18 protein-coding genes are annotated in these 26,073 nt (G+C 57.9%); 16 read left to right on the forward strand and 2 right to left on the reverse strand.

The genetic code is table 11. The features are described from left to right. Positions 1 to 116: 116 nt before the first annotated feature. Together AWB70_RS21000 and AWB70_RS21005 are read left to right on the forward strand one after the other, a co-directional pair. Entirely contained in the window at positions 117 to 2,396 is a 2,280-nt protein-coding gene (locus tag AWB70_RS21000) for an FdhF/YdeP family oxidoreductase (RefSeq protein ID WP_053572466.1), read from the forward strand. A 228-nt stretch (positions 2,397 to 2,624) separates the two neighbouring features. Beyond that, positions 2,625 to 3,839, forward strand: a complete 1,215-nt coding sequence (locus AWB70_RS21005) for a class I SAM-dependent methyltransferase (RefSeq protein WP_053572467.1) — start codon at positions 2,625 to 2,627, stop codon at positions 3,837 to 3,839. Between the two features lie 2,194 nt (positions 3,840 to 6,033). Here AWB70_RS21005 and AWB70_RS21025 read toward each other — a convergent pair. After that, positions 6,034 to 6,906: a hypothetical protein gene (locus AWB70_RS21025; RefSeq protein ID WP_143281674.1), complete on the reverse strand. Its 873-nt coding sequence runs from the start codon at positions 6,904 to 6,906 to the stop codon at positions 6,034 to 6,036. Positions 6,907 to 7,811: 905 nt separating this feature from the next. Here AWB70_RS21025 and AWB70_RS21030 point away from each other — a divergent pair. The 7 genes from AWB70_RS21030 to AWB70_RS21070 all read left to right on the forward strand — a co-directional run bounded on the left by AWB70_RS21030 (position 7,812) and on the right by AWB70_RS21070 (position 15,544). Continuing rightward, positions 7,812 to 9,077 (forward strand): IS256 family transposase, encoded by a 1,266-nt coding sequence (locus tag AWB70_RS21030; protein ID WP_053572471.1) that lies wholly within the window; start codon positions 7,812 to 7,814, stop codon positions 9,075 to 9,077. Positions 9,078 to 9,788: 711 nt separating this feature from the next. Beyond that, a complete protein-coding gene (locus AWB70_RS21040) occupies positions 9,789 to 10,895 on the forward strand; it encodes an IS5 family transposase (protein ID WP_053572472.1) in 1,107 nt (368 codons plus the stop codon). A 587-nt stretch (positions 10,896 to 11,482) separates the two neighbouring features. Beyond that, positions 11,483 to 11,896 carry an ATP-binding response regulator gene (locus tag AWB70_RS21050; RefSeq protein ID WP_268760642.1) on the forward strand — a complete coding sequence of 138 codons (414 nt, stop codon included), beginning with the start codon at positions 11,483 to 11,485 and terminating at the stop codon, positions 11,894 to 11,896. A 74-nt stretch (positions 11,897 to 11,970) separates the two neighbouring features. After that, positions 11,971 to 12,444: a ferredoxin reductase domain-containing protein gene (locus AWB70_RS21055; protein ID WP_235024308.1), complete on the forward strand. Its 474-nt coding sequence runs from the start codon at positions 11,971 to 11,973 to the stop codon at positions 12,442 to 12,444. A 298-nt stretch (positions 12,445 to 12,742) separates the two neighbouring features. Continuing rightward, complete coding sequence (locus AWB70_RS21060) at positions 12,743 to 13,735, forward strand: NADPH:quinone reductase (RefSeq protein WP_053572475.1); 993 nt, start codon at positions 12,743 to 12,745, stop codon at positions 13,733 to 13,735. Between the two features lie 169 nt (positions 13,736 to 13,904). Then, positions 13,905 to 14,741 (forward strand): IclR family transcriptional regulator, encoded by an 837-nt coding sequence (locus AWB70_RS21065; protein ID WP_053572476.1) that lies wholly within the window; start codon positions 13,905 to 13,907, stop codon positions 14,739 to 14,741. Further along, entirely contained in the window at positions 14,738 to 15,544 is an 807-nt protein-coding gene (locus AWB70_RS21070; protein ID WP_053572477.1) for an IclR family transcriptional regulator, read from the forward strand. The genes AWB70_RS21065 and AWB70_RS21070 overlap by 4 nt, the downstream gene beginning before the upstream one ends. A gap of 120 nt (positions 15,545 to 15,664) precedes the next feature. On the opposite strand, the gene AWB70_RS21075 is transcribed toward AWB70_RS21070, so the two are convergent. Further along, a complete protein-coding gene (locus AWB70_RS21075; RefSeq protein ID WP_143281675.1) occupies positions 15,665 to 17,008 on the reverse strand; it encodes an MFS transporter in 1,344 nt (447 codons plus the stop codon). A 335-nt stretch (positions 17,009 to 17,343) separates the two neighbouring features. Here AWB70_RS21075 and AWB70_RS21080 point away from each other — a divergent pair, with 335 nt between their 5' ends. The 7 genes from AWB70_RS21080 to AWB70_RS21110 all read left to right on the forward strand — a co-directional run bounded on the left by AWB70_RS21080 (position 17,344) and on the right by AWB70_RS21110 (position 26,031). Then, a complete protein-coding gene (locus AWB70_RS21080) occupies positions 17,344 to 18,156 on the forward strand; it encodes an alpha/beta fold hydrolase (RefSeq protein ID WP_053572478.1) in 813 nt (270 codons plus the stop codon). A gap of 19 nt (positions 18,157 to 18,175) precedes the next feature. Beyond that, entirely contained in the window at positions 18,176 to 19,378 is a 1,203-nt protein-coding gene (locus AWB70_RS21085) for an LLM class flavin-dependent oxidoreductase (RefSeq protein WP_053572479.1), read from the forward strand. 115 nt (positions 19,379 to 19,493) lie between these two features. Next, on the forward strand, positions 19,494 to 20,321 hold the full coding sequence (locus tag AWB70_RS21090; RefSeq protein WP_159680277.1) for an alpha/beta fold hydrolase: 828 nt from the start codon (positions 19,494 to 19,496) through the stop codon (positions 20,319 to 20,321). 80 nt (positions 20,322 to 20,401) lie between these two features. After that, positions 20,402 to 21,535, forward strand: a complete 1,134-nt coding sequence (locus AWB70_RS21095; RefSeq protein WP_053572481.1) for a porin — start codon at positions 20,402 to 20,404, stop codon at positions 21,533 to 21,535. A gap of 121 nt (positions 21,536 to 21,656) precedes the next feature. Then, entirely contained in the window at positions 21,657 to 22,292 is a 636-nt protein-coding gene (locus AWB70_RS21100) for an NADPH-dependent FMN reductase (protein WP_235024309.1), read from the forward strand. A gap of 985 nt (positions 22,293 to 23,277) precedes the next feature. Further along, positions 23,278 to 23,895 (forward strand): glutathione S-transferase family protein, encoded by a 618-nt coding sequence (locus tag AWB70_RS21105; RefSeq protein ID WP_053572482.1) that lies wholly within the window; start codon positions 23,278 to 23,280, stop codon positions 23,893 to 23,895. Between the two features lie 66 nt (positions 23,896 to 23,961). Further along, positions 23,962 to 26,031 carry a 2Fe-2S iron-sulfur cluster-binding protein gene (locus AWB70_RS21110; protein WP_053572483.1) on the forward strand — a complete coding sequence of 690 codons (2,070 nt, stop codon included), beginning with the start codon at positions 23,962 to 23,964 and terminating at the stop codon, positions 26,029 to 26,031. The last annotated feature ends 42 nt before the right edge of the window (positions 26,032 to 26,073 follow it).

The following is a 26,073-nucleotide window of genomic DNA, read 5'->3' on the forward strand; positions in this document are numbered from 1 at the left end:
TTCTGATTCTTCAACGCGGAGATCTGCAGCCGGCCATTGCGAAGGCGGAGATGTCGGCAATCCCGGAATAGCGTTTGCTATATATCACGTTGTGACATTTTTCGGAGGCGTCGACCATGAGCAAGGACAGTAAGAGCCCTTCGTATCCCTTCGCCTCTGGCGGCTGGGGATCCTTGAAGTCCGTGGCCACAATCTTGATGCAGGAAAAAGTCCCGCTCAAGGACAGCGCGATCCTGCTGAAACAGAACAAGCCCGATGGTTTCATGTGCGTGAGCTGCTCATGGGCCAAGCCAGCGGATCCGCACACGTTTGAATTCTGCGAAAGCGGTGCCAAGGCTACGGCATGGGACACCACTTCGAAGCGGATGACGCCGGCGTTCTTCGAGCTCAACACGGTCAAATCACTCCTGAACTGGCACGATCATGATCTCGAGGAAGCTGGCAGAGTCACCGCGCCGATGCGATATGAACGAGCTTCCGACAAGTATGTGGAGGTCAGTTGGGAGGACGCGTTTGCGGAGATCGGTCGCGAGCTCAATGCGATGGACCCCCAGAACGTCGTCTTCTACACATCGGGGCGCGCATCACTCGAGACGGCATATATGTACCAGCTATTCGCCCGAATGTACGGCTGCAATAATTTGCCCGACAGTTCAAACATGTGCCACGAGAGTTCGAGCGTGGGACTGAAGGAAGCCATCGGCGTCGGCGTGGGCACAATCACGCTGGACGACTTCGAGAAGACCGATCTGATGTTCTTCTTCGGTCAGAACGTCGGGACAAACAGCCCACGCATGCTTCACCATCTCCAGGACGCGCGCAAACGCGGCATGCCCATCATCACGTTCAACCCGCTGCGCGAGCCGGGACTGGTTTCCTTCGCGAACCCGCAGTCGCCGGTACAGATGCTGACGCCTGCCGAGACGCAAATCAGCACGCAGTATCACCAAGTCAAGACCGGCGGCGATACGGCCGCCATCCTTGGGATCTGCAAGGCCGTCATCGAGGCGGACGATCATGCGAAGGCGCATGGCCTGCCGCGCGTAGTCGACGTGGCCTTCGTCGAAGAACATACAACCGGCTTTGACGAGTTCGCCGCATGTGCCCGCCAGACGCAGTGGAGCGAGATAGAGCGTGTCAGCGGGCTGGGTCGCGCCGCCCTGTGCGATGCCGCGGACGAATACATGCGCGCGAACGCTGTCATGGCCCACTACGGCATGGGGTTGACGCAGCATCGGCTGGGCGTGCAGAACGTTCGCATGCTTTGTAACTTGCTGCTGCTGCGAGGAAATGTCGGCAAACCTGGAGCGGGTCCCTCGCCAATACGTGGGCATTCCAACGTTCAGGGCCAGCGTACCGTGGGCATCACCGAGAAGCCGGAGCTCGCACCGCTCGACCAACTCGCAAAGCAGTTTTCATTCGAGCCACCACGAAAAAAGGGCTTTAATACCATCGAGGCATTCGAAGCCATCGTCAAGGGTGAGGTCAAAGCCGTGATCAATTTGGGCGGCAATCTCGTACGCTCGGTGCCGGACCGCCTTCAGACGGAGCCTGCATGGGCGCGGCTGCGGCTGACCGTCAACGTCGCAACAAAGTTGAATCGCAGTCACCTAGTACACGGAGAAGTGTCGTTCGTATTGCCTTGTCTCAGCCGCATCGAATTTCACCGCACAGCGATGGGCGAACAGGCCGTATCGATGGAAGACAGCACCGGCTGTATGCACGGCTCAAAGGGCGTTACGGAGCCTGCAAGCGACAAGGCACGCTCCGAGCAATTCATTGTGAGCGGCATCGCAGCCGCTACGCTTGGTGGACGATCCACCGTCGACTGGGATGCCTGGCGCAATGACTTCTCGCTGGTGCGCGACGAGATCGCCAAGACCTATCCTGACATATTTCACGACTTCAATGCCCGCATGTGGGAGCCTGGCGGCTTTCATCGGCCGCTTCCGGCACGGCATCGACAATGGAAGACGAAGTCGGGGAAGGCTGAGTTCATGGTCCCGTATTCACTCGGTGAAGATCCCGACATGCCGGGAACGACACCCGATGCGCTGCGCCTGATGACTCTGCGCAGCGACAGTCAGTTCAATACCACCATCTATAACATCGACGATCGGTTCCGGGGCGTCAAGGGAACGCGCATGGTCATCTTGATGAACAAGGCAGACATCGAGAAACGTCACCTTCGCGAGGGTCAGAAAGTAACGTTGCAGACGATCGCTGACGACGGCATCGACCGCCGCCTCGAAGGTCTTGAGATCAAGGCTTACGAAGTGCCCGAGGGTTGCATTGGCGGCTACTACCCCGAGTGCAACGTGCTTCTTCCGCTTTGGCACTACGCGAAGGAAAGCAAGGTCCCTGGGGCCAAGTCGATTCCGGTGCGGATTCTTTGATGGTCTGACGGCGACGAGGACGCACCGCGCGCCGCACGCTCGTACCTCCATAAAAACTTGACCATCACGAACGGGTAGTGCGGAAAATCGGACGGTAAGCGTTAGCTGCTCGGCCCGCTGGAGCGAGCTTCAAACGCGACCGCCTTGTAAGGTAAAGACGCAGCATAGCAATAGACAATTAACGAACCACGCGCCTTCAATCTGATTTCTTAACGCGGAGAAGCAAGCATGTTCTGGGAGAAGAAGCTGACGCAGTGGGTCGAGAAGGTGCGTGACCGGGCGAATCTGTCCGCGCGCCTGGTATTGTGGGATGGCCAGCAACACGACTTCGGCCACTTCGCCACGCCTCAGGTCACACTGCACGTGAAGAGCGCGACCGCGCTGCCCTATCTGCTCGAACCGACTCTCGACAATCTCGGCGAAGCATACGTCAAGGGCAAGATCGATATCGAAGGCAAGCTCGCCGACATCATCAACATCGGCAATTCGCTCGCGAAAAGCACAGTCACGAGCGCGAGCAAGCTCACCCGCGTGCGACACTACTTTAACCACTCGAAGGCGTCGGACAAGAAAGCCATCCAGTACCATTACGATGTGTCGAACGAGTTCTACCAGCTCTGGCTCGACAAGAACATGGTCTACTCGTGCGCGTACTTCGAAAACGGCGATGAAGACATCGACACCGCGCAGCTCAAGAAGATCGACCACATTCTCACGAAGATCCAGGTTCAGCCGGGGCACACGCTGCTCGATATCGGCTGCGGCTGGGGCGCGCTCGTGATTCGCGCCGCGCAGAAGTTCGGCGCGAAGTGCGTGGGCGTCACGCTCTCCGAGAACCAGTTCAAGCTCGCGACCGAGCGCGTGAAGGCCGCCGGCCTCGAAGACAGGATCGAGATTCGCCTGCAGGACTATCGCGACATTCCGGGGCAGTTCGACCGCATCACGAGCGTCGGCATGTTCGAGCATGTCGGGCGCACAAATCTGCCGCGCTACTTCGCGAAGATTCGCGACTTGCTTGTCGATGACGGCGTCGCGATGAATCACGGCATCACCTCATCGGACGCCGACAGCGGCGAGACCTCTTTCGGTGGTGGGGAATTTATCGACCGCTACGTGTTCCCCGACGGCGAGCTATCGCATATCAGCCTGGCCTTGCAGTGCATGCAGGAGGGCGGGCTGGAAGCGATCGATGTCGAAAGCCTGCGCCGTCACTACGCGCATACGCTCGATATCTGGGCTGACCGCTTCGAAGCGAACGCGGAGGAAGCGAAGAAGCTCGTCGACGACGAACACTTCCGCATCTGGCGCGTGTACCTGGCGGGCTGCGCGTACGCGTTCGAAAACGACGATGTGTCGATCTATCAGGTGATCTGCCGCAAGGCGGGCCGCAGTGCGCGAACGCTGCCGTGGTCGCGTCGCTATATGTATGAGAAGGCGCTGTAGATGCCTTCGGCGACATTTTCGATACGATGGCTGAAGGTTTCATGCTGTTGGACCGCAACTCGGTGCTCTCTCTCGCCCTCTCGACGGCAGCGCGAGACATAACCGTCTACGCGACGCGATCCACCAGGAATATCATCCTTCTCGCGAACACAAGATGGGAACAGCCTCAAGACCGGGCGCACACGGCAGATGCTGGACCCGACTTCCACTTCACGAAGCCTGTCGACGTTGCTGCACAAAGGCTATTTCGTCAAGGGGGAGACGCTGGCCCCTAGCGCGCAATTGCGAGATTCCTCCAGACGCGCTCGAGAAGACGGTCTCGGGCTACAATCGCGACGCCGGGCGCGGAGAAGATCCGGCGTTTTAGCGCGGCAGCACGTCGCTCAACCGCCATCTCGCCGATTCGGACCACAAGCCCAATCCTTCTGCGCCGATCATGACCGGCCCTTTTTATCCGGGGAAGGTCATGATGGTCGAGCCCGGCCCGTTCGACGGCCTCAGGACCAGCATCACCGGCGAGTTGCTGCGTGCCGACGGCAGGCAGATCGACGGCCTTTTGAGATTATGCTCAATCCCAAGCATCGGCCTATCAGCGGAGCCGGGTAGGCGATATGAGCGCCGTTGCGAAGGCAGGGAACTGAGCTGATTGGACCGGTTGTCCGCACAAAAGCCAAGCAGGCTTTCGTCTCTATTCGGCGAGACCGGCGATATTCGTCAAACGCGACATTAGTCGCTCCAGTCGCTTTTGCTGTAGCGGCACCAGTCCAGCTGTCGCCCTTGCCTTGACGACGCGAGCGCGCCAATAGGTTCGACCAAAGATCGAATCAGCCGCGTCTCCCGCGAGGACGCGCTCGAGGTGCTCGATTTCAACATCGAGGCTTCTTGGCGTTGAGTTTATAAGTTGGCCTATTGCCAGAGTCATATTTTTATTAGATCTCTCAGGTTCATCTTGCGACGGTGCCCCGAACAACATCCGGTCGTGCCGCCGGCCAAAACGCGGACACCGTATCCGCGCCGTCGTCCGACCCGCCAATAGCTCACTGCGGCTGAATATTTGCCGCCTGCTTGCCTTTGGGTCCTTGCTTGATGTTGTTGGTGTTCTTTGTTCTTGCTAATGATGTCCAGAGATACCGCTAATGGCCAACCTGCCCGAGACCCGCGCGAGGAAAGGCTGGGAGGGAGTTTGCAGAGTCCCTTTTCTGTGTTGCGTCAGCGCGACAGTCTAGCGAATTGATGCACGCTAATTTTGCTAATGCGCCTGCCACCGTGCCGCGTACTGAACGACGCCGACGCGTCCGTGCCCCGTTGGAAACGTGAATGGCTCGACCCCACTGCGGATCGTTGCCGCGTGCAACAGTCTGCGAGAGACCGTACCAGCAAGCATTTTTCCCAAGGCCGGCAACTTCGCCGACGCTCGTCGCGCGATTGGCCGTTATCGAAACCCGGACAAGCGTCGCCATCCCTCCCGGCTACGCTAGCAGAATTAATGGTCACATTAGCGCTTCTGTGAACACCTTTAGCAGGAAAAGCGAGTTGCAACAGATGCCGCGTGCACTCACATCATGCTGGATGCGCGGTAACCAGTTTTCTAACTCGTCGTGGCTGTAGCAAGTCGTGCTGGCGGGGTTAGGTAAAGCCCGATCACGTCGACTGCTTTAGCCTCGAAGTCCGGATCGTTAGAGACCATATGCCGCTCAAGCTGTGGCAGTTTGATGCCCTGTTTGCGGCAAACACGCTGTACGGCCGAGACCGACACGTCGCCGAATTTCGCCGCAAGTTTATGGCTGCACCAGTGTGTGAGCCGTCGGCGTGTTTTTTGCTCGAGAGTGCGGCTAAGCACCCGCGCCTCAAGTTTGACTGCCGGATGCTTGGTGCCCGACCGGGACGATCCGGACTCGTGCCAGCGGAATCTGCCTCGAAAGCGCGCTTGGATCCTTGGTTCTTCGGTAGGCGAACGATGTGCTTCCGACGCGCCCGGCGATTGCGGCGCGGTCCCATTAGAAACCGGAACTGGACGTCGGCAATGGTGACCACGTAATGACCCCACGGGTGATCCAAACTGCTGAAACGCAAGCGAGGGGCCGTCTCGGGAGCCTAAGATCAAGACCATTATCGAACGATGCGATAAGATCGCCGTCCCCAACTGGCACGGCGGGATACTCCACACCGCGCTCGCGTAGCGACAAAGTGGCTCTTATTCCGGCTTCGGCGCGAGCTCACCCGGTTGTTTGCGCATCCGACGAATCATCCAACGATGAACACTCCGGGTGCCTTTCGGTACCGGCCGCCCCTTCTTCCTATTGAGCGGGACCATGCAGAAGACTACGAGCCCTGGGATTAGTAGAAGCAGGGAGGTCAAGGCATTCCCGACGATGCTAAGCGGCTCAGCGCTCAGCCAGCCAAAGTGACCGCCGACGAGAACAACGCTCAATGCAACGGCAGATGCGCTGATTAACGCTTTGGCAGTTAGAAGCGCAACCCATTTCCAAGTAGTCCAGATGAAGTGTGGTCGTCGCGCGGCGCCACTTAACCCTGCCATCAAATACGCACACCATTGCGTTAGCGAGACGAAGGCTAGAAGGCCGAGGAGAAGAAAAACTTCCTGCTGCAAATCCAAGCTATATTCGATGGCGGCCAATATCCCGCGCGCAAGTGCGTTTCGCGGTTCGCCGTCGAAACCGAATATGCCGGACTCGCCGGCAGCGAAGAGAACAAACGAACTTCCAAACAATGCGCCGAAATATGCCGCCCACATTGGGTAGATCACTTCAGGCTCTGCTTTCGCCTTTTCGTTCACGACGTGGAGCATGAACGCGATCATACAGAGCGCCGCGAACACGACTGCCGTGTATGGATGCGCACGTACCAGAGCGCTGATCGTTGTTTGTTTGTCAAGTGGAATCGAGCCGCATCCGCTGGTCAGCGTGTAGTGACTTGTCTCGAGAGGCCGGAACACAAGATCTTGTGTTTCTAAACCATCGCCAAACTGGACTTTCGAAAATTCAGCGTTGGAATGGAAATGGGTGATCTTGAAGTCTCCGTCTCCACGCTCGCGCGACAGACTCACCTGTGTCTCTCCGCGATGACGGGTTACGTCTACGGTGATCTTTCCATGGTCTGCCACGTAGTGCCCTTCAAGCTGCGGCCAAAGCCACAGCCAAGCGAGGGCGCACCAAGCACTGATAGCCAAGATCGAAAGCAACGTGATTCGTATTCTTCGCCTATCGTTCTGAGGAGCAAAGGCGAACAATCTAATTGTTGATCTCAACTCGTTCACCCTCGGCCGGATAAGAACGTGGGGAAATGAGGGGTCACGGAGCACCGCTCAGTCTGCTCTGCGGTGAACCAGCATCCGTAATGCTTGTGTGAAATGCAGCACCTGAGGCCGCGGCCGAGCCAATTACCCGGAAGGAAATCGATTTTCATATCTGACGGTCCATTCGTGCAAATCCGGGTTATCGGCACGAGCGCGGCTATCTGAAGACTGATGCGATGAAAAATCCGGGAGGAGATTTTGATCCAGCGTTGCCGGTGCGGACATTCTTGGTTGTCACTCCGGGAACCGGTGACTCCTCAATTCCCACCAACGGCGTTGCGGGCCGCTTGTAGAAGACTTCCGGCAAATCTGCGGTCGCGCTGGCCAGAAAGCCGCAGGATATCTCTTCGCACATCTGCCATTCGAATCCTTTCCTGCGGACATCGCGATTAGGACCTTGCAGCAGGGTGCAAACTGGCCACTAGGGCCTTCGCGGCGTTACCGCGCCGCTCACCTGTTGGTTCAAGTGCATTCTGTACTGTCTTGATCACAACATAACGGCTGTATTCGCGCGCGAGGCCGATGTGGTGGCCTAAAGAGCTAAAGTCGGAAGTGGTGTACGGGGGAGTTGAGGCGGGAAATTGAAGGCGGTGGTGGTTTCAGCTGAGAATCTGATTGTCGAAGTCGGAAACCAGCGAACAACAAAACCATCCACCATGAGCAAGGATACGAAAAAAGCGGTCATTGGTCTATTGGAAGCCGGCCTCGGGCTGGACGACCTGATCCGTCAAGGGGCGCGGCAAGTAGTTCAGCAAGCGATTGAAGCGGAGCTGGCAGAGCTGCTTGAACGCTTCACGAACGTGAAGACACTGCAAGGGCAACGTGCGGTGGTGCGCAACGGCTACTTGCCCGAACGCGAGGTATTGACCGCGGCCGGGCCGGTCCCCGTGAGGGTGCCGAAGGTACGCGATCGATCAGGATCAGGGGTGAAGTTCAATTCATCGATCGTCCCGCCGTACGTCAGGAAATCGCCCCGTGTTAGCGCGGCGCTGCCGTGGCTGTATCTGAAGGGCATCTCGACGGGCGATATGGGCGAAGCGCTGCGTGTGCTGCTCGGCGAAGACGCGAAGGGCTTGTCGGCGAATGTCGTGAGTCGGTTGAAGGCGCAGTGGGCCGAAGAGCATGCCGCGTGGAGCCGGCGTGACCTGTCGAAGTCGTACTACGTCTATTGGTGGGTCGACGGCATACACACCGGGCTGCGCAGCGAGAACTCCGATGGCCAATGCCTGCTGGTGATCATCGGCGTGAAGCCGGATGGGAGCAAAGAGCGCGTGGCAATCGGTGACGGGTATCGGGAAACAAAGGCATCGTGGCTTGAGCTGCTGCTTGATCTGAAAGCGCGGGGCTTGCAAGCGGGTCCACGGCTGGCCGTCGGCGATGGTGCAATGGGCTTCTGGGCGGCTCTGCAAGAGGTGTTTCCAGCGACGCGCGGCCAGCGCTGCTGGTTTCACAAGATGGGCAATGTGCTCAATGCGCTACCCAAGTCGCAACAAGCACGCGCAAAGGCGGACATGCAGGCGATCTGGATGGCTGCCACACGAGCCGACGCGTACGCCGCTTTCGACCGTTTCGTGTCGATCCATTCGGCGAAATATCCGAAGGCAACCGAGACGCTGAAAAAGGATCGCGAGAGCCTGTTGGCGTTCTACGACTTCCCCGCTGAGCACTGGCAGCATTTGCGGACGACCAACGCGATCGAGTCGACGTTCGCGACGGTACGTCATCGAACGACACGTACGCGTAACTGCGTGTCGCGGCCTACCTTCCTCGGTCTGGCATTCAAGCTGATCGAGGAGGCGGAGAAAACCTGGCGCCGCATCAACGGACCGGAAAAGATCAAGCTGTTGCTCGAAGGCGTCCCCTTCAGGGACGGCGAACCGGTGCAAGACGATCGACCGGTTCAGCAGAAACTCGCCGCTTGAAATCGACCGTCACGATGCTGCTCATACACCACTCTTGACGTTAGCTCTGGCCTAAAACCATCCGGGTGCAAACGTTGATGATCACCAGCTGTTGGTGTTCTTTGTTCTTGCTAATGATGTCCAGAGATACCGCTAATGGCCAGCCTGCCCGAGACCCGGCGAGGAAAGGCTGGGAGGGAGTTTGCAGAGTCCCTTTTCTGTGTTGCATCAGCGCGACAGCCGAGCGAATTGATGCACGTTAATTTTGCTAATGCGCCTGCCACCGTGCCGCGTACTGAACGACGCCGACGTGTCCGCGCCCCGTTGGAAACGTGAATGGCTCCGCCCCAGTGCGGATCGTTGCCGCGAGCATCACAGTCTGCTAGAGACCGTACCAGCAAGCATTTTTCCCAAGGCCGGCAACTTCGCCGACGCTCGTCGCGCGATTGGCCGTTATCGAAATGGACAAGCGTCGCCATCCCTCCCGCGGCTACGCTAGCAGAATTAATGGTCACATTAGCGCTTCTGTGAACACGATTAGCAGGAAAAGCGAGTTGCAACAGCTGCTGAAGGAAGGCCACATGCCAGCCTCGGCCAACCGTTCGTTGTACTGAATGCTGCCCCTCGAAAAGCCGCGCCCTAACAGGCTGTTGAAATACCTTCTGCGCGGGTCATCCGCGCAGAAGGGAGAAACGTTGATTTAAGGAATCGAACGACACTGAGACCGAAACGATGCGCGGAGCGGACGGCTACACCGAATCGATGTTTACGATGTCCAAGCTGGACGACTTCGTTCCGGCCAATCATCCGCTGCGACCGATTCGCCTGTGGCTGAACGAGGCGCTCGCCCGCATGGATACGGTCTTTTCGCGCATGTACGAGAGCGATGCGAGGGGCGGTCGTCCGAGCATTGCGCCAGAGAAGCTGATTCGCGCCTTGCTGTTGCAAGTGCTGTATTCGATTCGAAGCGAACGCATGTTGATGGAGCAAATCTCCTACAACATGTTGTTTCGATGGTTCGTCGGACTGGCAATGGACGACGCGGTTTGGGACCACTCCACCTTCAGCAAGAACCGCGACCGGCTGATAGTCCATGATGTCATTGTCAGTCTGTTCAACGAGACTGTCGAGACGGCGCGCGTGCGCGGGCACTTGTCGGGCGAGCATTTCAGCGTCGACGGCACGCTCATTCAGGCTTGGGCGGGACACAAGAGCTTTGTGCCTAAGACGAAGCCGGATGACGACTCGCCGCCTGACGGCGGCGCCGGCTCTCAGGAAAACTGGCGCGGCGAGAAGCGCAGCAACGACACCCATGAATCCAGCACGGACAATCAGGCGCGACTGTTCCGCAAGAGTCGTGGCACCGGCGCGGTGCTTTGCTACATGGGTCACGTGCTGACCGATAACCGGCATGGCCTCGTAGTGAATGCACAGGTCACACAGGCCAACGGCACCGCCGAGCGGGATGCGGCCGCAGAGATGCTTGCAGATGCTGCGCGATTTGCTGGTGCGTCCATTACGGTCGGTGCTGACAAGAACTACGACACGGCCGGCTTCGTGGCCACGTGCCGCGCGAACAATGTGACACCGCATGTAGCGCAAAACGATGCACGCGCGGGCGGTTCCGCGATTGACGCTCGAACGACGCGATGGCCCGGCTACGCAATCAGTCAGTGCAAACGCAAACGCATCGAGCAGGTGTTTGGGTGGGGCAAGACCGTCGGCAGGATTCGGCAGGCGATGTATCGAGGTCTGAAGCGAATCGACCAGCTCTTTGTGCTGACTCAGGCAGCGTACAACTTGACCCGCATGCGAACTCTTGCCGCTCGGACAGCTTGAAAGAGTAAGCGAGAAGGAAAGCGGCATCGCAGCACCTGAATCAAGGAAAGTCGGCGTCAATTCATTTGGAACACTGCATCGCGCTAGCTCTTCCGAATAATCGAGCGCGCGTTCACAAAGGGATATTTCAACAGCCTGCTAAACGCAATTCCCAGTGCGGTTCATGCAGCCTCATCGAAAGGTTCAACGAGAGTCCGACTTGCTATCGCTTTCCACATCTCCTTGATTGAGCGGGCGAGCTAGTAATTCTCGAAGCTGCTCCCCGATCCAGGCGTTCGATAACAATTCCGCAATCGCTTCTTCGAGTGACTCCCGATCGTGACATCTAACCTCACGCTTGTCGACCAACAAACATGGGAAGCCTTCCTGTGGACGCTCCCACTTAGCGAGCTTGACCCACTCCGCGTCAGCCGCTTTCGGGTTACGTGCCGCAATCCAAGGCTCCTTCTCAGCTTGTGCCCCGTTGAGAAGATCTTGGATGTTCGAAAGGCCGAGGATGTCGGCAGTGGTTCTCTTTCTCTCCTTAGGAAAAGATCGCCGGCCTAACTCAACCTGCCCATCAGTCACGGAAAAGCGCAAATTCGGCGATCGTCGAGATTTCGGATAACGGGATAGGAATCGAGACGGAAAAGCTGGAGCGTATATTCGAGATGTTTTACCAAGGCGAACCCAAGACGGGCGGCGGAGTGAGCGGCCTCGGAATCGGTCTTGCAGTTGTGCGCGATTTCGTTAGCCGGCACGGTGGAGCAGTGAGCGCATACAGCGACGGTCCTGGGCGCGGTACCCGAATTACTATCGAGCTGCCGATTAATCCCGACGCGGCGATCGATGCGGACAAACAGCCGACGTCTTCAGTGGCGACACGCCGCGCATTGATTCTCGTTGCTGATGACAATATGGACGCCGCCGACGCTCTGAGCGAAGTGCTTCGCATCGAGGGTCACGAAGTCATAACAGCGTACGACGGTCAGTCAGCCAGAGAGATGGCGGGACGTGCTTGAATGATAGCGTACATCTCCACGTGCGCCATGTGCCAGGTGGCCGTTTCTCAGACGGGGTGCTGAAGGAGCTCGGGGTGGGAAGCAAGGTGCGAATAGAGCTGCCTTTCGGCGAGTTCTTTTTCCGCGACGAGTCTACAAAGCCGGTGATTCTCGTTGCCACGGGAACGGGCTTCGCGCCGGTGAAGTCCATCATCGAAGATGCGCTCAAGCGCAAGCTTGCCCGTCCACTGAAGCTTTATGGCGGCGCTCGCAGCGAGCGTGACCTATATTTCTTAGATCTGGCGCGTAAGTGGCAAGACGAAGGTCACGTCGAGTTCGTACCTGTGTTGTCAAATCCTGGCGCGACATGGGCTGGCCGCACAGGATTTGTTCACCGCGCGGTAGTCGCAGACCATTCCTCGCTTGCTGCGTATCAGGTCTACGCATGCGGCAATCCGGCAATGACGCGTGCTGCACGGGAGGAGCTCATGCGCGCTGGTTTGCCGGAAGAGGAGTTTTTCTGCGATGCTTTCGTCCAAACGGACATGCTCGAAACTGAAGCATCGTGAGGTTCGATTGGCCGTGGATACTTGTGGCTACGCCCAAGCGAGGAGAAGATCAATCGAATACCGCTGTGTTTCTTCGCACTATAGGTTCGGTGTGCGCGGCTCGATGCGACCTTGTTGCTCTGGAATCGTACCTTGCTAAACCCTTGGACTCGAAGCGGCTTAACTACGATCGACATGGCATTCGTCTCTGAAAATCGTTTAAATCAAAGACGTCTGCCATGCATTCTGATGTCATTTTATAATGCTGACTTCGACCCGAAGAAAGCGGGCCTCCCACGATTTTTCGAAAAGATCATTCATGAAAGCCGCGTTCTACGAAAGACAAGGTGATGCCGTCGATGTCCTCAGGATCGGCGACTTCCCTGACCCATTACCGGCGCGTGGCGAAGTACGGGTCAAGGTCGCGGTCTCCGGTCTGAATCCGTCCGACATCAAGGCCCGTACCGGCTTCACAGGTGCTCCGATGCGTTTCCCACGGGTGATTCCCCACCAGGATGGCAGTGGAACCATAGACGCGGTCGGCTCCGGTGTATCAGAGGAACGGATCGGAGAAAGGGTATGGGTGTTCAAGGCACAAACAGAACGGCCTTTCGGCACTGCGGCAGAATATGTAGTCCTCCCGTCCCGCCTGGCGGTCCCGCTCGGCAACGATGCATCGCTCGAGACGGGGGCGTCTATTGGGATTCCCGCGATTACCGCTCACCGCTGCCTGTTCGCCGATGGCGGTTTGCGTGGAGGGCGTGTGCTAGTGCATGGCGGCGGCGGCGGAGTAGGTACGGCCGCGATTCTCCTTGCGAAGTGGGCAGGCGCATGGGTCGCCGCGACGGTGAGTAACGAGACCCAGGCCGATGCGGCCAGAAACGCAGGTGCCGATGTCGTAATTTTTCGCCATTCAGAGGATGTTGCGCAGCGTGTCCTGACGGCCACAGGGGGTGTAGGCGTCGACCGTATCGTTGACGTCGACATAGTCGCGAATGTGCACATCGATCTTGCCTGTCTTGCAACGGACGGCGTCGTGACTGCTTATTCCAGTAGTCGTTCCGATGCGACGCTTGAAATACCCTTCCGTCCAGCGATGTTTGGCGGTCATGTTTTTCGATTCGTGTACCTTTATTCGATGTCCGAGAGGTCGATTCAAGACGCAGTGCGGGATATATCAGCGTGCATCAGCGCCAGGGCATACTCGCCGACCATAGGGCAGCAGTTCCCGCTCGAAAAAGTCGTGGATGCGCATCTCGCGCAGGAGAGCGGGACGGTGGTAGGGAAGATTCTTGTGAAAGTCGGGAGCTAGCCTTCATGGGATGGCTATGATCGGCCCGGGGGTTTAGGTTGCATCGAGGCGTGACGGTTTATCGAGCGATCCAACGTCAAAGTCCGATGGCCCGGTGCTGCCTTCGTCCGACAGGCTGAGCGAGCTTGGTGAAATGGTAAACTGAGCGTACTTACGGGGGGCGTCCGCGATGAATTCAGAGAAGTCGACAGAAGAAGTCGCGTATCGCAATCAAGCGGCGCAACGAGTCCTGTCGGTTCTGAGCTTTCTGATCGACGAAGAGGGCAGCACGAGTGTCTCGCGGTTGGAAGCCGAGCTGTCTCTCAGCCGCATTACCATTTCCAGGGCCTTGGATACGCTAGAGTCAGCGGGCTTCGTGATCTCTTCCGGTGACAAGAAAACGGTTTCGTTGGGTTACCGCGTTCTTGGACTGAGCAACGGCAAGGTCGACGACTTCGACATACGGGCACTTTGCCATCCGTATCTCATTGCCTTGCACGAACTTACCGGCGAGAGCGTCTTTCTCTCGATTATTGCCGGGGACAACCGAGTGCCGGTCGAGGTGATCGAAGCGAAGGGGCCGCGCGTCGCGCATAGTCAGCGAGGGCTTTCCGTGCCTTTGCATGTCGGCAAGACGTCCAGGACGCTGCTTGCATTTCTCGATGACCAAGACATTGAAGACTTCTTGCGCGCTGCTGCGCCAATCGATGAATATGTCGATTTCTCCACCGCGTCCAAGTACGAAACCGTGGATGACGTCTGGAAAGACATCCAAACCGTTCGAAGAGACGGATCAATCATGTGGCACGGCGCAGAACAGTTTGGGGCGCTTTACCTCGCATTCCCATTACTTGACCGGGCTAACCGTCCTCACGCGGCTATCACCATTGGCGGTCCGCGTGAAAGGTTCAGTCAAGCGCGGGCAGAAGAATTACTTCCGCAAATACGGACGATCCTGCGCCCGCTTCAAGAGCGAGCCCGATTGATACCGGCATCGCCGATCTTTGTGACACGTGAACACTCATGAGCAGTTCCGCGCTTCGAGCTCTGACGCTCCTTGAGATCATATGCACCGCTGAAGCACCCATCGGCGTCACGGCTCTCGCCAATCAGCTTGGCCTTTCTGTTGCGACAGTATTTCGCAGTCTAGATGCGCTTGAGCGCCTAGGTTATGTCGCTCGGTTCCAGTCTTCCACTGACTTCGTTGCCGGTGATACGACAAAACGATTGCGTCAGACGGGATTCGCGCGTTTTTTTCTTCGCGATGTCGCTCTGCCGTACATGAGACAGATTGCGTTTGCGACTGGAGAGTCGGTGACGCTGACTATGCCTGTCGGTTGGTATGGTGTCACGGTTGCGACCGTTGCAGGGACCAATCCAATTAGGACGGCCTCTGCGGTGGGTTCCATCGGCGAATTATCGCGCGACCTTCCATCGAAAGTGCTCTTGGCTTCGTTGGACGGACAAGAATATCAGCGCTTTGTCGCATGGGCTAGGAAGGAAGGAGTAACGCTCAAGAACGATCTGCCTCGCGAACTGGACGCCATACGCTCCAACGGATATGGATGCGAGGCATTCAAGTTTGCGGAAGGACGAGCGTCGATTGCGCTGCCAATCCGCTTGAGTAGCCGCACGCTAGGCGTCCTCGCCATCGAAGGCCCTGTGCTTGATTCTCAGAATCAGCGTGCCGACGATAAGAAGATCCGCGACTGGCGTCAGATCGTGACGTCGATTGAGACCAGAATCGCGGACCAGCCGGCATTGTTCGAGAATCCGTATGCTCACATCGATCCCGACACTATCAGCTTGCCGGTTACGCAAGTCCGGTAGCCAGTGCTGTAGTCGCGTGCCGATCGATCCAGATGACTGACCGGCATTCGCTTATCACCTTGAGTGGGTTGCGCCTCGAAAGGCGCAGGATTATTCATCGTCTGTGTCGATAGACTGCGATTACATTACCGCGGCCTCTGTACGCTTGCTCTCGCTGTAAATCCAACGCATCACGAACGTCACCGCGGCGCCGAGGAGCACTGGAGCCGCCGCGATTCGAAAGATCTCGTCGATTGACAGTTGGGCGCTGTATAGCACGCCAGCGAGCAAGGGCCCGAGAATTCCGCCCAGCCGCCCCATGCCAAGGGCCCAGCCTGTTCCGGTCGCTCTTAAGCCCGTGGGATAAAAGTGGATCGCAAGCGCGATTGTTCCCTTTTGTCCGCCGCTTACGCAAAAGCCAACTGCAAACGCTGCGCACATCAGTACCTTTGGTTCTGCCGAGATAGACGATGCCATCCATAACATTGACGCAGCGCCGCCGAGATAAAGCGCGGCGAGTGTCAGGTAGGGCCCAGTCCGATCCATCAACGGCCCGATGACAAACGCGGCGCAGAAGCCGCCTATCGTAGTCAAGGTCGTTACCCATACGATGGAATCTGTCGCGTACTTCAAAGAGTGAAGCATAGTCGGCAGCCAACTTTGAATGAAGTAGAACACGCCCAGATTCAGGAAAACGAGTATCCAGAGACAGATGGTGCCTCTGCGCTCGGCCGATCCAAGCAAGCCCAGCACGCCGATACGATCAGATTCGGTCGTCGAGTTGACGAAGCGCGCGCCTCGAATATTGGGCAGGGTGGGGTAGTGGCGGCGCAGAAGTTTCTCGACTGTGTCGGTTCGCCCTTTGCGCAGTGCAAAGTAGATCGATTCCGGCAGAAATTTCCAAAGAAGATACGTCAGGGCGAGCGGTGTTACTCCGCCAACGAGAAACACCGACCCCCAGTGGTATCGCGACAGCAAGGCGCCAGCAACGAATCCTGACGCGACAAAACCGAGCGAATAGCAGCAGTAAATCAACATCACCGCCGTAGCACGAAACCTTTTCGGACTGTATTCCGAAGTTAATGCGATCGCGCTCGGAATGGCACCACCGAGGCCGATGCCTGCCAGAAACCGGAACGCGATGACCTCCGACACGTTGGTGGCGAGGGCTGTCGCAAGCGTGAACAGCGAGAACACGACCCAAGAGCCGATCATCAGTCGCTTATGACCGATGCGCGGGGAAAGTGGCGATACGACGAGAAATCCCACCATCAGTCCGATCAGCGCGGCGGAAAATAACGGACCGAGTTCCGCGCGCTTGAGCTGCCATTGGGCGGCCATGTGAGGAACCGCATAACTGATGCACTGCGTGTCGAAACCATCGACGAAGAGGACAAGACCGCAGAGAAGAATGATGAGGTAATGCCGCTTTCCCATCTTCCCTTCATCGATTAAATCTTCGATACATAAGGTGCGTCCCGTCACAATCGTCTCCTTGTTTTCATATAGGAACCCTCATCGATCACCGCGCTTGAAGTGGCATGGGGGCGTGTCATGCCGCTGGCGGGTTCGCAGTGCGAGGTGAGATCTACGTTGCGAACAAACACTATGTGAAATGGCATTTCACATATATTCATCCTAGGGTGTGGTGGCGTCCGTTGTCAACTAATCTATTCCGCCTCATTGGACAGGGCCCTGGCGATGCCTGCGATTGAACTCTTGGTAACCAAAATCTAAGGATTTGGAGCATTGACGTCGATCCCAGGCAGCTCATATTCTGAATAAAGTGAAAGGCATTTCACATACTGTCAGGGAGAGATATGGCTAATAGCAGGCTTACCGTCAACAAACTTGATATCGATGTCCTTCGCGCCGGTCATGGCCGTGCGCTGCTCTTTCTGCATCCGCATCTCGGGCGCGCCAGTTCAGTGGACGTGCTGACTGCTCTAAGCGAGTCATTCGATGTAATCGCACCGTCCCATCCAGGCTTTGATCAGTCGTCCATCAATGACGATTTCGATTCGGTCGACGACCTCGCGTACTTCTATCTCGATCTGTTGGAGGAGCTCGATCTAAAAGATGTCGTTTTGGTCGGAAGCTCATTCGGAGGCTGGGTCGCGTTGGAGATGGCGGTGAAGTCCGTCGAGCGCATCGGTCAGGTCGTTCTGATCGACTCAGTAGGCGTCAAGTTCGGACACCCGACAGATAACGAGATCGCCGACGTTTTTTCAATGTCGGAAGCGGCCTTCGCCGAACATGCCTATTTCGATCGTCGCTTCGCGCCTCCGCCGAGGGATCGGCTCACTGACGAGGAGCTGTTGACCGTTGCCACGAACCGCGAGGCTTCCGCGCGATTCGCATGGCTACCGTGCCTTTACAGCCCTAAGCTCAGGCAGCGACTGGGTCGCGCGGACAGACCTACGTTGGTTATCCAAGGTGCGAATGATGCAATAACCGCGCCTTCATATGGTCGTGAGCTTGCTGCAGCGCTGCCGTGCGCCGAGTACCGCGAGATCGTCGACGCGGGCCACTTTCCACATATCGAACAGCCTGCCGTGGTTGCGCGGGAGATCGTCAGCTTCGTCCAGCGAGTCGCGTCGCAACAAGAAGCAGCCGTGTCGATCGAGCAGTGAAACGTCAAGGAGGTTAATAATGAATGTCTTCTATTTCACCGAGCAGCCTTACCCCGATGCTTGGAATCCCGAGGCAACGTCGCTGCGTGTGACGCTGCCGAATAGCGAGTGCGATCCTTCGGTGATGGCCGACTTATATGCTCGCTACTTCGACGAATGGATGCTCGCGGATGAACTCGGCTTCGACCTTATGGTCAACGAGCATCACGCCACGGCCACCTGCTTGTCATCCGTCGCTGGCGTCACGTTATCGATTCTAGCAAGACAAACGAAACGCGCCCGCCTGCTCACGCTCGGTTATCCGATCGCCAATCGGCTGGATCCGGTACGAATCGCGGAGGAACTCGCGATGATCGACGTGATCTCCCACGGCCGGCTGGAAATGGGCTTCGTCAGAGGTGTCCCTTACGAACTCGGCGTCACGCAGAAATCCGCTGTCGGCATGACCGACCGTTTCTGGGAAGCGCACGACTTGATCTTGAAGGCGCTGAGCACGCGGGACGGCCCCTTCAACTGGCAGGGAAAGCATTTCCAGGCGCGCAATGTCAACGTCTGGCCTCGACCTTACCAGGATCCGCACCCGCCGGTCTGGATCTCCGGACGAAGCCGAAGCAATATCCGCGATATTGCGTCGCGCGGACACGTCTTCGCGACGTTCCTGAGCGGAAAGCAGACGGCAGGCATGTTCGACTACTACCGCGAGGTTGCGGCCGAGCTCGGACATGCCACGCCTTCTGCGGATCGCTTCGCCTACCTCGGGATCGTCGCCGTCGCTGATACGCATGAGAAAGCCATGCAGCGCGCACGGATCCTCGTGAATTACCTGCGAACCTCGGCGCTGGTTGCCGAGCCATTCGACAATCCGCCCGGCTATATGTCAGCGGCCGACAGTGCGCGCATGATGCGGGCGAATGGAAAGCGCACCGCGAAGTCAGCATCCGGCAAAGCGGTCGATGTTCATAGCGGCTCGATCGAAGAACTCATCGATGCCGGTGCGATGTTCGTCGGCACACCGGATGAGGTGTATGAGCAGATCGCCGCTTTCGATGACGACGTAGGCGGCCTCGGCAACCTTCTCATGATGGGCCATGCCGCGTCGCTCTCGCATGCCGACACGGTGGACAACCTGACTCTGTTTGGCAAGGAAGTATTGCCTCGCCTCAAGCAGCGCTCGGCGTCGCGCATCACTGTCTCTCGTGAGCTCGAACAGGCAGGCACGTAAGCAGCAACGGTGTTGGTGGTGAACCTGTTGGGTCCGAGTGCCTGCTCAATGGTTCGCCGCCGCTCGTCTAGAGCTGTTCATGGTCGCTTCTTACCAATCTACGGATTTGCAATACATGTCTCCAATGCAAAGTGCCCAAAGCCGCTTCGAGACGGTCAATGGGCTCAAGACGCACTACCTCGAAGGGGGCAAGGGACCGGCCTTGGTTCTTCTTCATAGCGGGGAGTTCGGTGCCTGTGGCGCGTTGAGCTGGGAATGGAACTTCGACAGGCTGGCAGAACATTTCCGCGTGATCGCGCCCGATTGGCTCGGCTTTGGTCAAAGCGAAAAGGTATTTTTCTTCGAAGACATGTGGAACGCCAGGGTGAACCACATGAGCGCCTTTCTGCGGCAGATCGGGGTAGAGCGCGCTCATTTCATGGGCAATTCCATGGGCGGCACTGTCCTCGTCAATGTTGCCGCGAGCGATGACAAGCGTTGGCCGATCGATCGCATGATCCTGGTCAGCGGCGGAGGGCACGTCCCGGAGAACGACGATCGCAAAGTGCTGACCGACTATGACGGTTCGGAGGAAGCAATGCACCGCATGGTCGACGTGCTCATCAAGCGTCCTTCGCTGCGCAACGACCTCGGATATATCAAGCGGCGTCACGCCTTGTCAATCGAGAAGGGCGCCTGGGAGTGCGTGGCGGCCGCTCGATTCAAGGCGCCAGTGCGCGCGGCGCGGCCTCTGGTGGACAAGCATCCAGACTATTCTCGCATCGATATTCCGACGCTGATCGTGGCGGGACATCAGGACACGCTTCGTGAGCCCGGCTACGCGCGGCAGTTGCAGAAGCAAATCGGCGGTTCCGAGCTCCTGATGCTCGACGGCGGACATTGCCCGCAAATCGACGTGCCCGACGTGTTCAACGAAAGGGTGCTGACGTTCCTTCTATCGTGAATTCAAACAGCTGGGCATCGAAGGGTACTCAAGACAAGTCCCTTACGAGCGACTCGCTACAGAAAATATGGAGACAGTCGGTGAGGAAAGCCCTAACCCTGATAACGTGTTCCTTGTTGGCAAGCTCGGCACATGCGCAAAGCGCCGTAACTTTGTACGGTCTGGTCTTCGAGGGCTTTGTCTATACGAGTAATCAGAAGGGATCGTCGGTATTTCAAACCGCTACGGCGTTGACGAATCCCAGCCGATGGGGCTTGCGCGGTGAGGAAGAGCTCGGTGCAGGAATCAAGGCTGTCTTCACGCTGGAGAATGGATTTGACCCGAACAACGGGAAGCTCTCTCAAGGGGGGCGAATGTTCGGTCGTCAGGCTTATGTTGGCTTGACTGGGCCCTTTGGTGGATTGACGCTCGGCCGTCAGTATGAGCCGGTGTTCGAGTATATCGGGCTATCGAGTGCGACGGCGCAGTGGGGATTCTTTGGATCGCATCCCGGCGACTTCGACAACATGAACGCCACGGCCCGGATAAACAACGCAATAAAGTACGCAAGTCCCCGGTTGGGCGGCGTCGCGGTCGAAGGCGTGTTTGCTCCCGGCGGAACGCCAGGAAACTTTGGCAACAACCGCGTGTACAGCTTCGGAGTTGACTATCAAACAGGCCCGGTTAAAGCGGCGGTTGCCTTCGCCAATTTGAACAATCCGTCGGTCACCGCGTTCGACGGCAGCGTGTCTCCCGGCTCGCCTGGTTACAGCTCACCGGTAACGAGTCCGGTTTACCGAGGCTATGCGTCAGCTGCATCCTTGCAGATCTTCGGCGCTGCATTCACATACAAGATAGGTGACGGAAAGGTCGGACTTGTCTACACGAACACACGCTTCGTCGATATCCGTCCGATCGCCGGTATCCCGTATCGGGAACCGCAGGTACGGTTCGACAGCTACGAAATCAACTCGTTGTATCGACTGACTCCATCGCTGGCGTTGGCCGGATCGTACGATTTTACCGATGCGGACACGGCGCGATATCACCAGGTCGATCTCGGCGCGATCTATTCGCTGTCGAAGAGAACCGATCTCACTTTGGTCGGCGTGTGGCAACGCGCTGAAGGGATCGATTCGACGGGACAGAAAGCAGTGGCGAACATTACTGGTCTGACGGCTTCCAGCAACGCTACGCAGCTAGCCATCAGAGCGATGATCGCCCACAGATTCTGACGTGCTTTCCATACCCCTGATGGTCTCCGCGACGAACCTTTCAGAAGATCGAATCGTGCGCTAAAGAACCGCACAGAAGGGCAAACGAGCACAGGCATGTCTTGGAGTTTGACGGCTGTAATTGAAATCGAAACCTGTAGACAGTGAAAAAACGGAGTTCAAAATGGCACGTCCTTTTATTTTGGGTATTGGTGGAACCCTGCGTGACGGCTCGACCTCGGAGAGAGCCTTGCGAATCAGCGTCGACGAAGCCCGGTCCAGAGACTGTGAAGTCGAGGTGGTGTCAGGCGACGACCTCGTATTACCAATGTATGCGCCCGGCGTAACGGCCACACATCCCGGTGCGCGCCGCCTCGTCGAACTCATCCGTCGATGCGACGGAATCATCGTCTCGACACCGTCTTATCATGGCGGACTTTCTGGACTGGTGAAGAATGCGCTGGACTATCTCGAAGACTTGCGAGACGACAGCCGTCCCTATCTCGACGCGCGGCCAGTTGGATGCATCGTTTGCGCGGGCGGTTGGCAAGGAGTCGGATTGACTCTTACTTCTCTGCGATCGATCGTGCATGCGTTGCGCGGATGGCCGACGCCGCTCGGCGTAGGAATCAACACGATCATTCCGCCGGGCAGTGAAGTACGCGACCCCTTGACGGAGCAGGAAAAACTGCTTCGGGCGGTCGGGGAACAGGTCGCTGGCTTCGCCTGGAATCAGCGAGTGTCTTGCCGAGCCGAGAGCGATGCAGAAACGTGCTGAAGCTCCGGCACGACGATGGCAGGGTCGGCTGACTGCACTGGCGTTGCGCCGTCACTTGCATTCCGGTGCCTAACACCGACGTCTGCAAAGGAGGAACGACACCTGGCACGTACTTTTGATGTTGTCGATGTACCTGACGATCAAGGAACGAATGAAGCGTCCGCACCTTGATACTCGGATGCGAGCGGTGCTGAGATCGTCCCCCTCAAGGTGGCGACGTGCGAGGGGCTTGCGCATCGCGAGATCGAGCTTACGTCACTCCGCGACTTGAGATTCCGCACGGGGAGGGGTCTACCTCGACGCGCTCCGCTCACAAGCGCGGCGTAGTCCAGAGGGATTCTGAAATCCGACCCCTCGTTTAGCGTGCGTTCTTGAAAGACTATCGCTGATGGTTGGGCACAAAATTCATCAGACTCACGAGCCTAAATAATCCGCGTTTTTTCATCCGAAGAGCGGGGGGATGTGTTATCCCAATGTCGGTTTCGCGGTCACCGAGCGCGGGCGGGGTGCTCCTGCACAAAATGGATCGGCCGCCGGCGCCGTCGTTGACGTGCATGAATTCAAATGTTGTCGACTTCTCGATGCTCTGAGATCAAGCGATCGTGTTTATGTCATGGCGCGACGCGCGCCTACCGAAAGAAGCAAAAGACTGGCTTCTTTCACCCCAACGATTGAGGATCTGGACGCGAACAGGCGGCCGAAAAGCACATGGTGATTGAGCATAGCCTCCTTTCACCCAAGCGGTTTCCGATGCAAAAAGGGAAGAGAGAGTCGAGGCACTAAGTCAGAGCACTCGACGTGTCGCATCTGCGTACAGGTCCGCGTGTAAAGCGGTTCTATGCCTCGGCGGCTACCAAGCAACACCCCTTGGACCCGGGCGCTCCGTGCGACCGGCAAAGATTCACTCTGCCTATCACACGCGGGGCTTTTACTACGCGCGATACGGTGCTCACCTGCCCACTGCGGCCAACTCAAGGAAACGACCATGAAACTGTACGTTCATCCGCTGTCTGGTCATTCTCACCGTGCCCGACTGCTGATTTCGCTCCTTGCTATTACCCATGAACTCGTCGAAGTCGATCTTGCCGCCGGCGCACACAAGTCCCCGGACTTCCTGAAGTTGAACCGTTTCGGTCAAGTTCCGGTGCTCGTCGACGGAGACGTGGCGATCGCCGATTCGAACGCGATCCTGGTGTATCTCGCGCGCAAGTCCGGCAGGACTGATTTCCTTCCGCAGAATCCGGTCGAAGAAGCCGCCGTACAGCGCTGGCTGTCGGTAGCAGCGGGCGAAATCGCTTTTGGGCCGGCGGCCGCGCGGCTCATCACCGTGTTTGGTGCCAAATTCAATGCCGACGAGGTCATCGCGCGCGCGCATCGTATCCTCAAACTGATCGATGAAGAACTCAGCGGTCGTGACTTCCTCGTCACGTCCAAACCGACTATCGCTGACGTCGCGTTGTATGGGTACATCGCGCGTGCGCCCGAGGGCAACGTGGACCTGTCCAGCTATCCAAACGTCAATGCGTGGCTTCGACGCATCGAAGCACTGCCGGGCTTCGTCGAATTTGCCAAGACGCCGGTCGGACTTGCCGCCGCTGCATGACTGCTCCCGCCGCGGAGACGGGTTCTTGCAACATCGAACGCGCATTTTCGATCGAGGAGATAGATCGTGAGTTCTGTATCGAGCCGAATCGGCTCGCCCTGGCATCCGGGCGAACTACAACTACAAGAGAAGGTCGGTGTAATGCAGAAGATGGACAGCGTGGGCCGGCGTTTCGTCCGGGATCACATGCCCGAACAGCACCGAAGCTTCTTTTCCCAACTTCCCTTCATCGTCGTCGGCGCAGTAGCAAACGATGGTGACGTGTGGGCGTCCTACGGGTGCGGGCGACCGGGCTTCATGCGTTCGCCTACCGATCGGATCCTTTCTATCGATGCCGCGTTCGATCCTAATGATCCAGCCGCCGGTGGCATCGGTGACGGCGCGGCGCTCGGGCTGCTCGGTATCGAGCTGCACACTCGCCGACGCAATCGGCTGAATGGCGTGATCCGCCAGCGGGCCGCGCGCGCATTCGATCTTGAAGTCGTGCAAAGTTTCGGCAATTGTCCGCAATACATCCAGTTGCGCGACTTTGAGTTCGTGCGGGATCCGGATGTCTTCTCGGAGACGGCGCCGATAGAATACGATCGCATCGACGACCGCGCCCACGAGATGATATCAAGCGCCGACACGTTGTTTGTCGCCTCGTATCAAGGCGATGGCGACGCGCGCCAGGTCGATGTTTCGCATCGAGGCGGGAAGGCGGGGTTTGTGCGCATCGGCGATGACGGTGTGCTGACTATTCCCGACTTCGCTGGCAATCTGTTCTTCGCGACGCTTGGCAATTTTCTGGTCAATCCCCGCGCCGGCTTGCTATTCACCGACTTCGAAACCGGCGATGTCCTGCAAATGGCAGGTGACGCAGAGGTCGATCTCGAGTCGCCAGAGATCGCTGCTTTTCAGGGCGCCGAAAGGCTGTGGCGATTCAAGCCGCGCAGAGTGATTCACCGCCGCGGCGCGTTGCCGTTGCGCTGGAAGTTCCAGACGAGCGGTTGGTCGCCCAACTCGCTTATGACAGGGAGTTGGGATGATGCAGCGAGCCGACTAAGGGCCTCAGACCTCGCGCGTTCATGGCGCCCTTTCAGGGTTGCGAAGATCGTCGACGAAAGCGCAGTGATCCGGTCCTTTCATTTGGAACCGATCGACGGTGCTGGGCTGATTCCGCACCTAGCGGGTCAGCATCTGCCGATTCGTGTCAGTATCGTGAGCGATGGCACGCCGATTCCGCGCAATTACACATTGTCGAGTGCGCCGTCGGACGGCTTTTACCGAATAAGCGTGAAGCGAGAAGGAAGCGTCTCATCATATCTGCACGACACCTTGCGCAATGGCGACGTGATTGAGGCGCGTGCCCCGGCGGGCCAATTCACGGTCGATGCACTCGAACGCCGGCCCGCAGTGTTGCTTGCCGCCGGTGTTGGTGTAACGCCGATGCTCGCCATGTTACGTCACATCGTCTACGAAGGCCTACGCAAGCGCGGAATTCGCAAGACGTGGTTCATACACTCGGCGCGTTCAATCAAGGACCGTGCGTTCAGCGAGGAGATCAGCCGTCTAGTGGCTTCCGCCGATGGTGCAGTGAAGGTCGTACGCGCGCTGTCAGACCCGAGCGACGCGCGCGAGGGCGAAGACTTTGACGTTGCGGGACGTGTTGATATGAATTTGCTGCGTGCGACGCTTCCCTTTGACGACTACGACTTTTATCTGTGCGGGCCAGCGGGTTTCATGCGGTCGATTTATGACGGGCTGCGCGACCTCAACGTCGCAGACGCCCGCATCCACGTGGAAGCCTTCGGTCCGTCCGGCGTTAAACGGCGCACCGATGCGACGTTGAGCGTATCCTTGCGCGCGCCGGCAGATAAGCCGACGCCCGTCGCGTTCGTGAGGACCGGAAAGGAAGCGCGCTGGCAGCCGGACTCCGGATCTCTGCTTGAACTGGCCGAAGCACGTGGCTTGGCACCAGACTATGGTTGCCGGAGCGGCAGTTGCGGAAGCTGCCGGACGCGCATTGTTGAAGGCGCAGTGGCCTACACTGCAAGTCCAGAATTCAAGGTGCCGGAGGACGAGGCGTTGATCTGCTGCGCCGTGCCTGCACATCCCAGCTCGGGCGGTGGGGATCGTCTGCTGCTCGACGTTTGACAATACTGCTCGTCCCTTAGCGACTAGGCTCAAGTCCTCACC

The organism is Caballeronia cordobensis, assembly GCF_001544575.2.
Lineage (GTDB): Bacteria > Pseudomonadota > Gammaproteobacteria > Burkholderiales > Burkholderiaceae > Caballeronia > Caballeronia cordobensis.

Coding starts and splice junctions, on each gene's coding strand:
- AWB70_RS21000 (WP_053572466.1), top strand. CDS start 117: ATGAGCAAGGACAGTAAGAGCCCTTCGTATCCCTTCGCCTCTGGCGGC.
- AWB70_RS21005 (WP_053572467.1), top strand. CDS start 2,625: ATGTTCTGGGAGAAGAAGCTGACGCAGTGGGTCGAGAAGGTGCGTGAC.
- AWB70_RS21030 (WP_053572471.1), top strand. CDS start 7,812: ATGAGCAAGGATACGAAAAAAGCGGTCATTGGTCTATTGGAAGCCGGC.
- AWB70_RS21040 (WP_053572472.1), top strand. CDS start 9,789: ATGCGCGGAGCGGACGGCTACACCGAATCGATGTTTACGATGTCCAAG.
- AWB70_RS21060 (WP_053572475.1), top strand. CDS start 12,743: ATGAAAGCCGCGTTCTACGAAAGACAAGGTGATGCCGTCGATGTCCTC.
- AWB70_RS21065 (WP_053572476.1), top strand. CDS start 13,905: ATGAATTCAGAGAAGTCGACAGAAGAAGTCGCGTATCGCAATCAAGCG.
- AWB70_RS21070 (WP_053572477.1), top strand. CDS start 14,738: ATGAGCAGTTCCGCGCTTCGAGCTCTGACGCTCCTTGAGATCATATGC.
- AWB70_RS21080 (WP_053572478.1), top strand. CDS start 17,344: ATGGCTAATAGCAGGCTTACCGTCAACAAACTTGATATCGATGTCCTT.
- AWB70_RS21085 (WP_053572479.1), top strand. CDS start 18,176: ATGAATGTCTTCTATTTCACCGAGCAGCCTTACCCCGATGCTTGGAAT.
- AWB70_RS21090 (WP_159680277.1), top strand. CDS start 19,494: ATGTCTCCAATGCAAAGTGCCCAAAGCCGCTTCGAGACGGTCAATGGG.
- AWB70_RS21105 (WP_053572482.1), top strand. CDS start 23,278: ATGAAACTGTACGTTCATCCGCTGTCTGGTCATTCTCACCGTGCCCGA.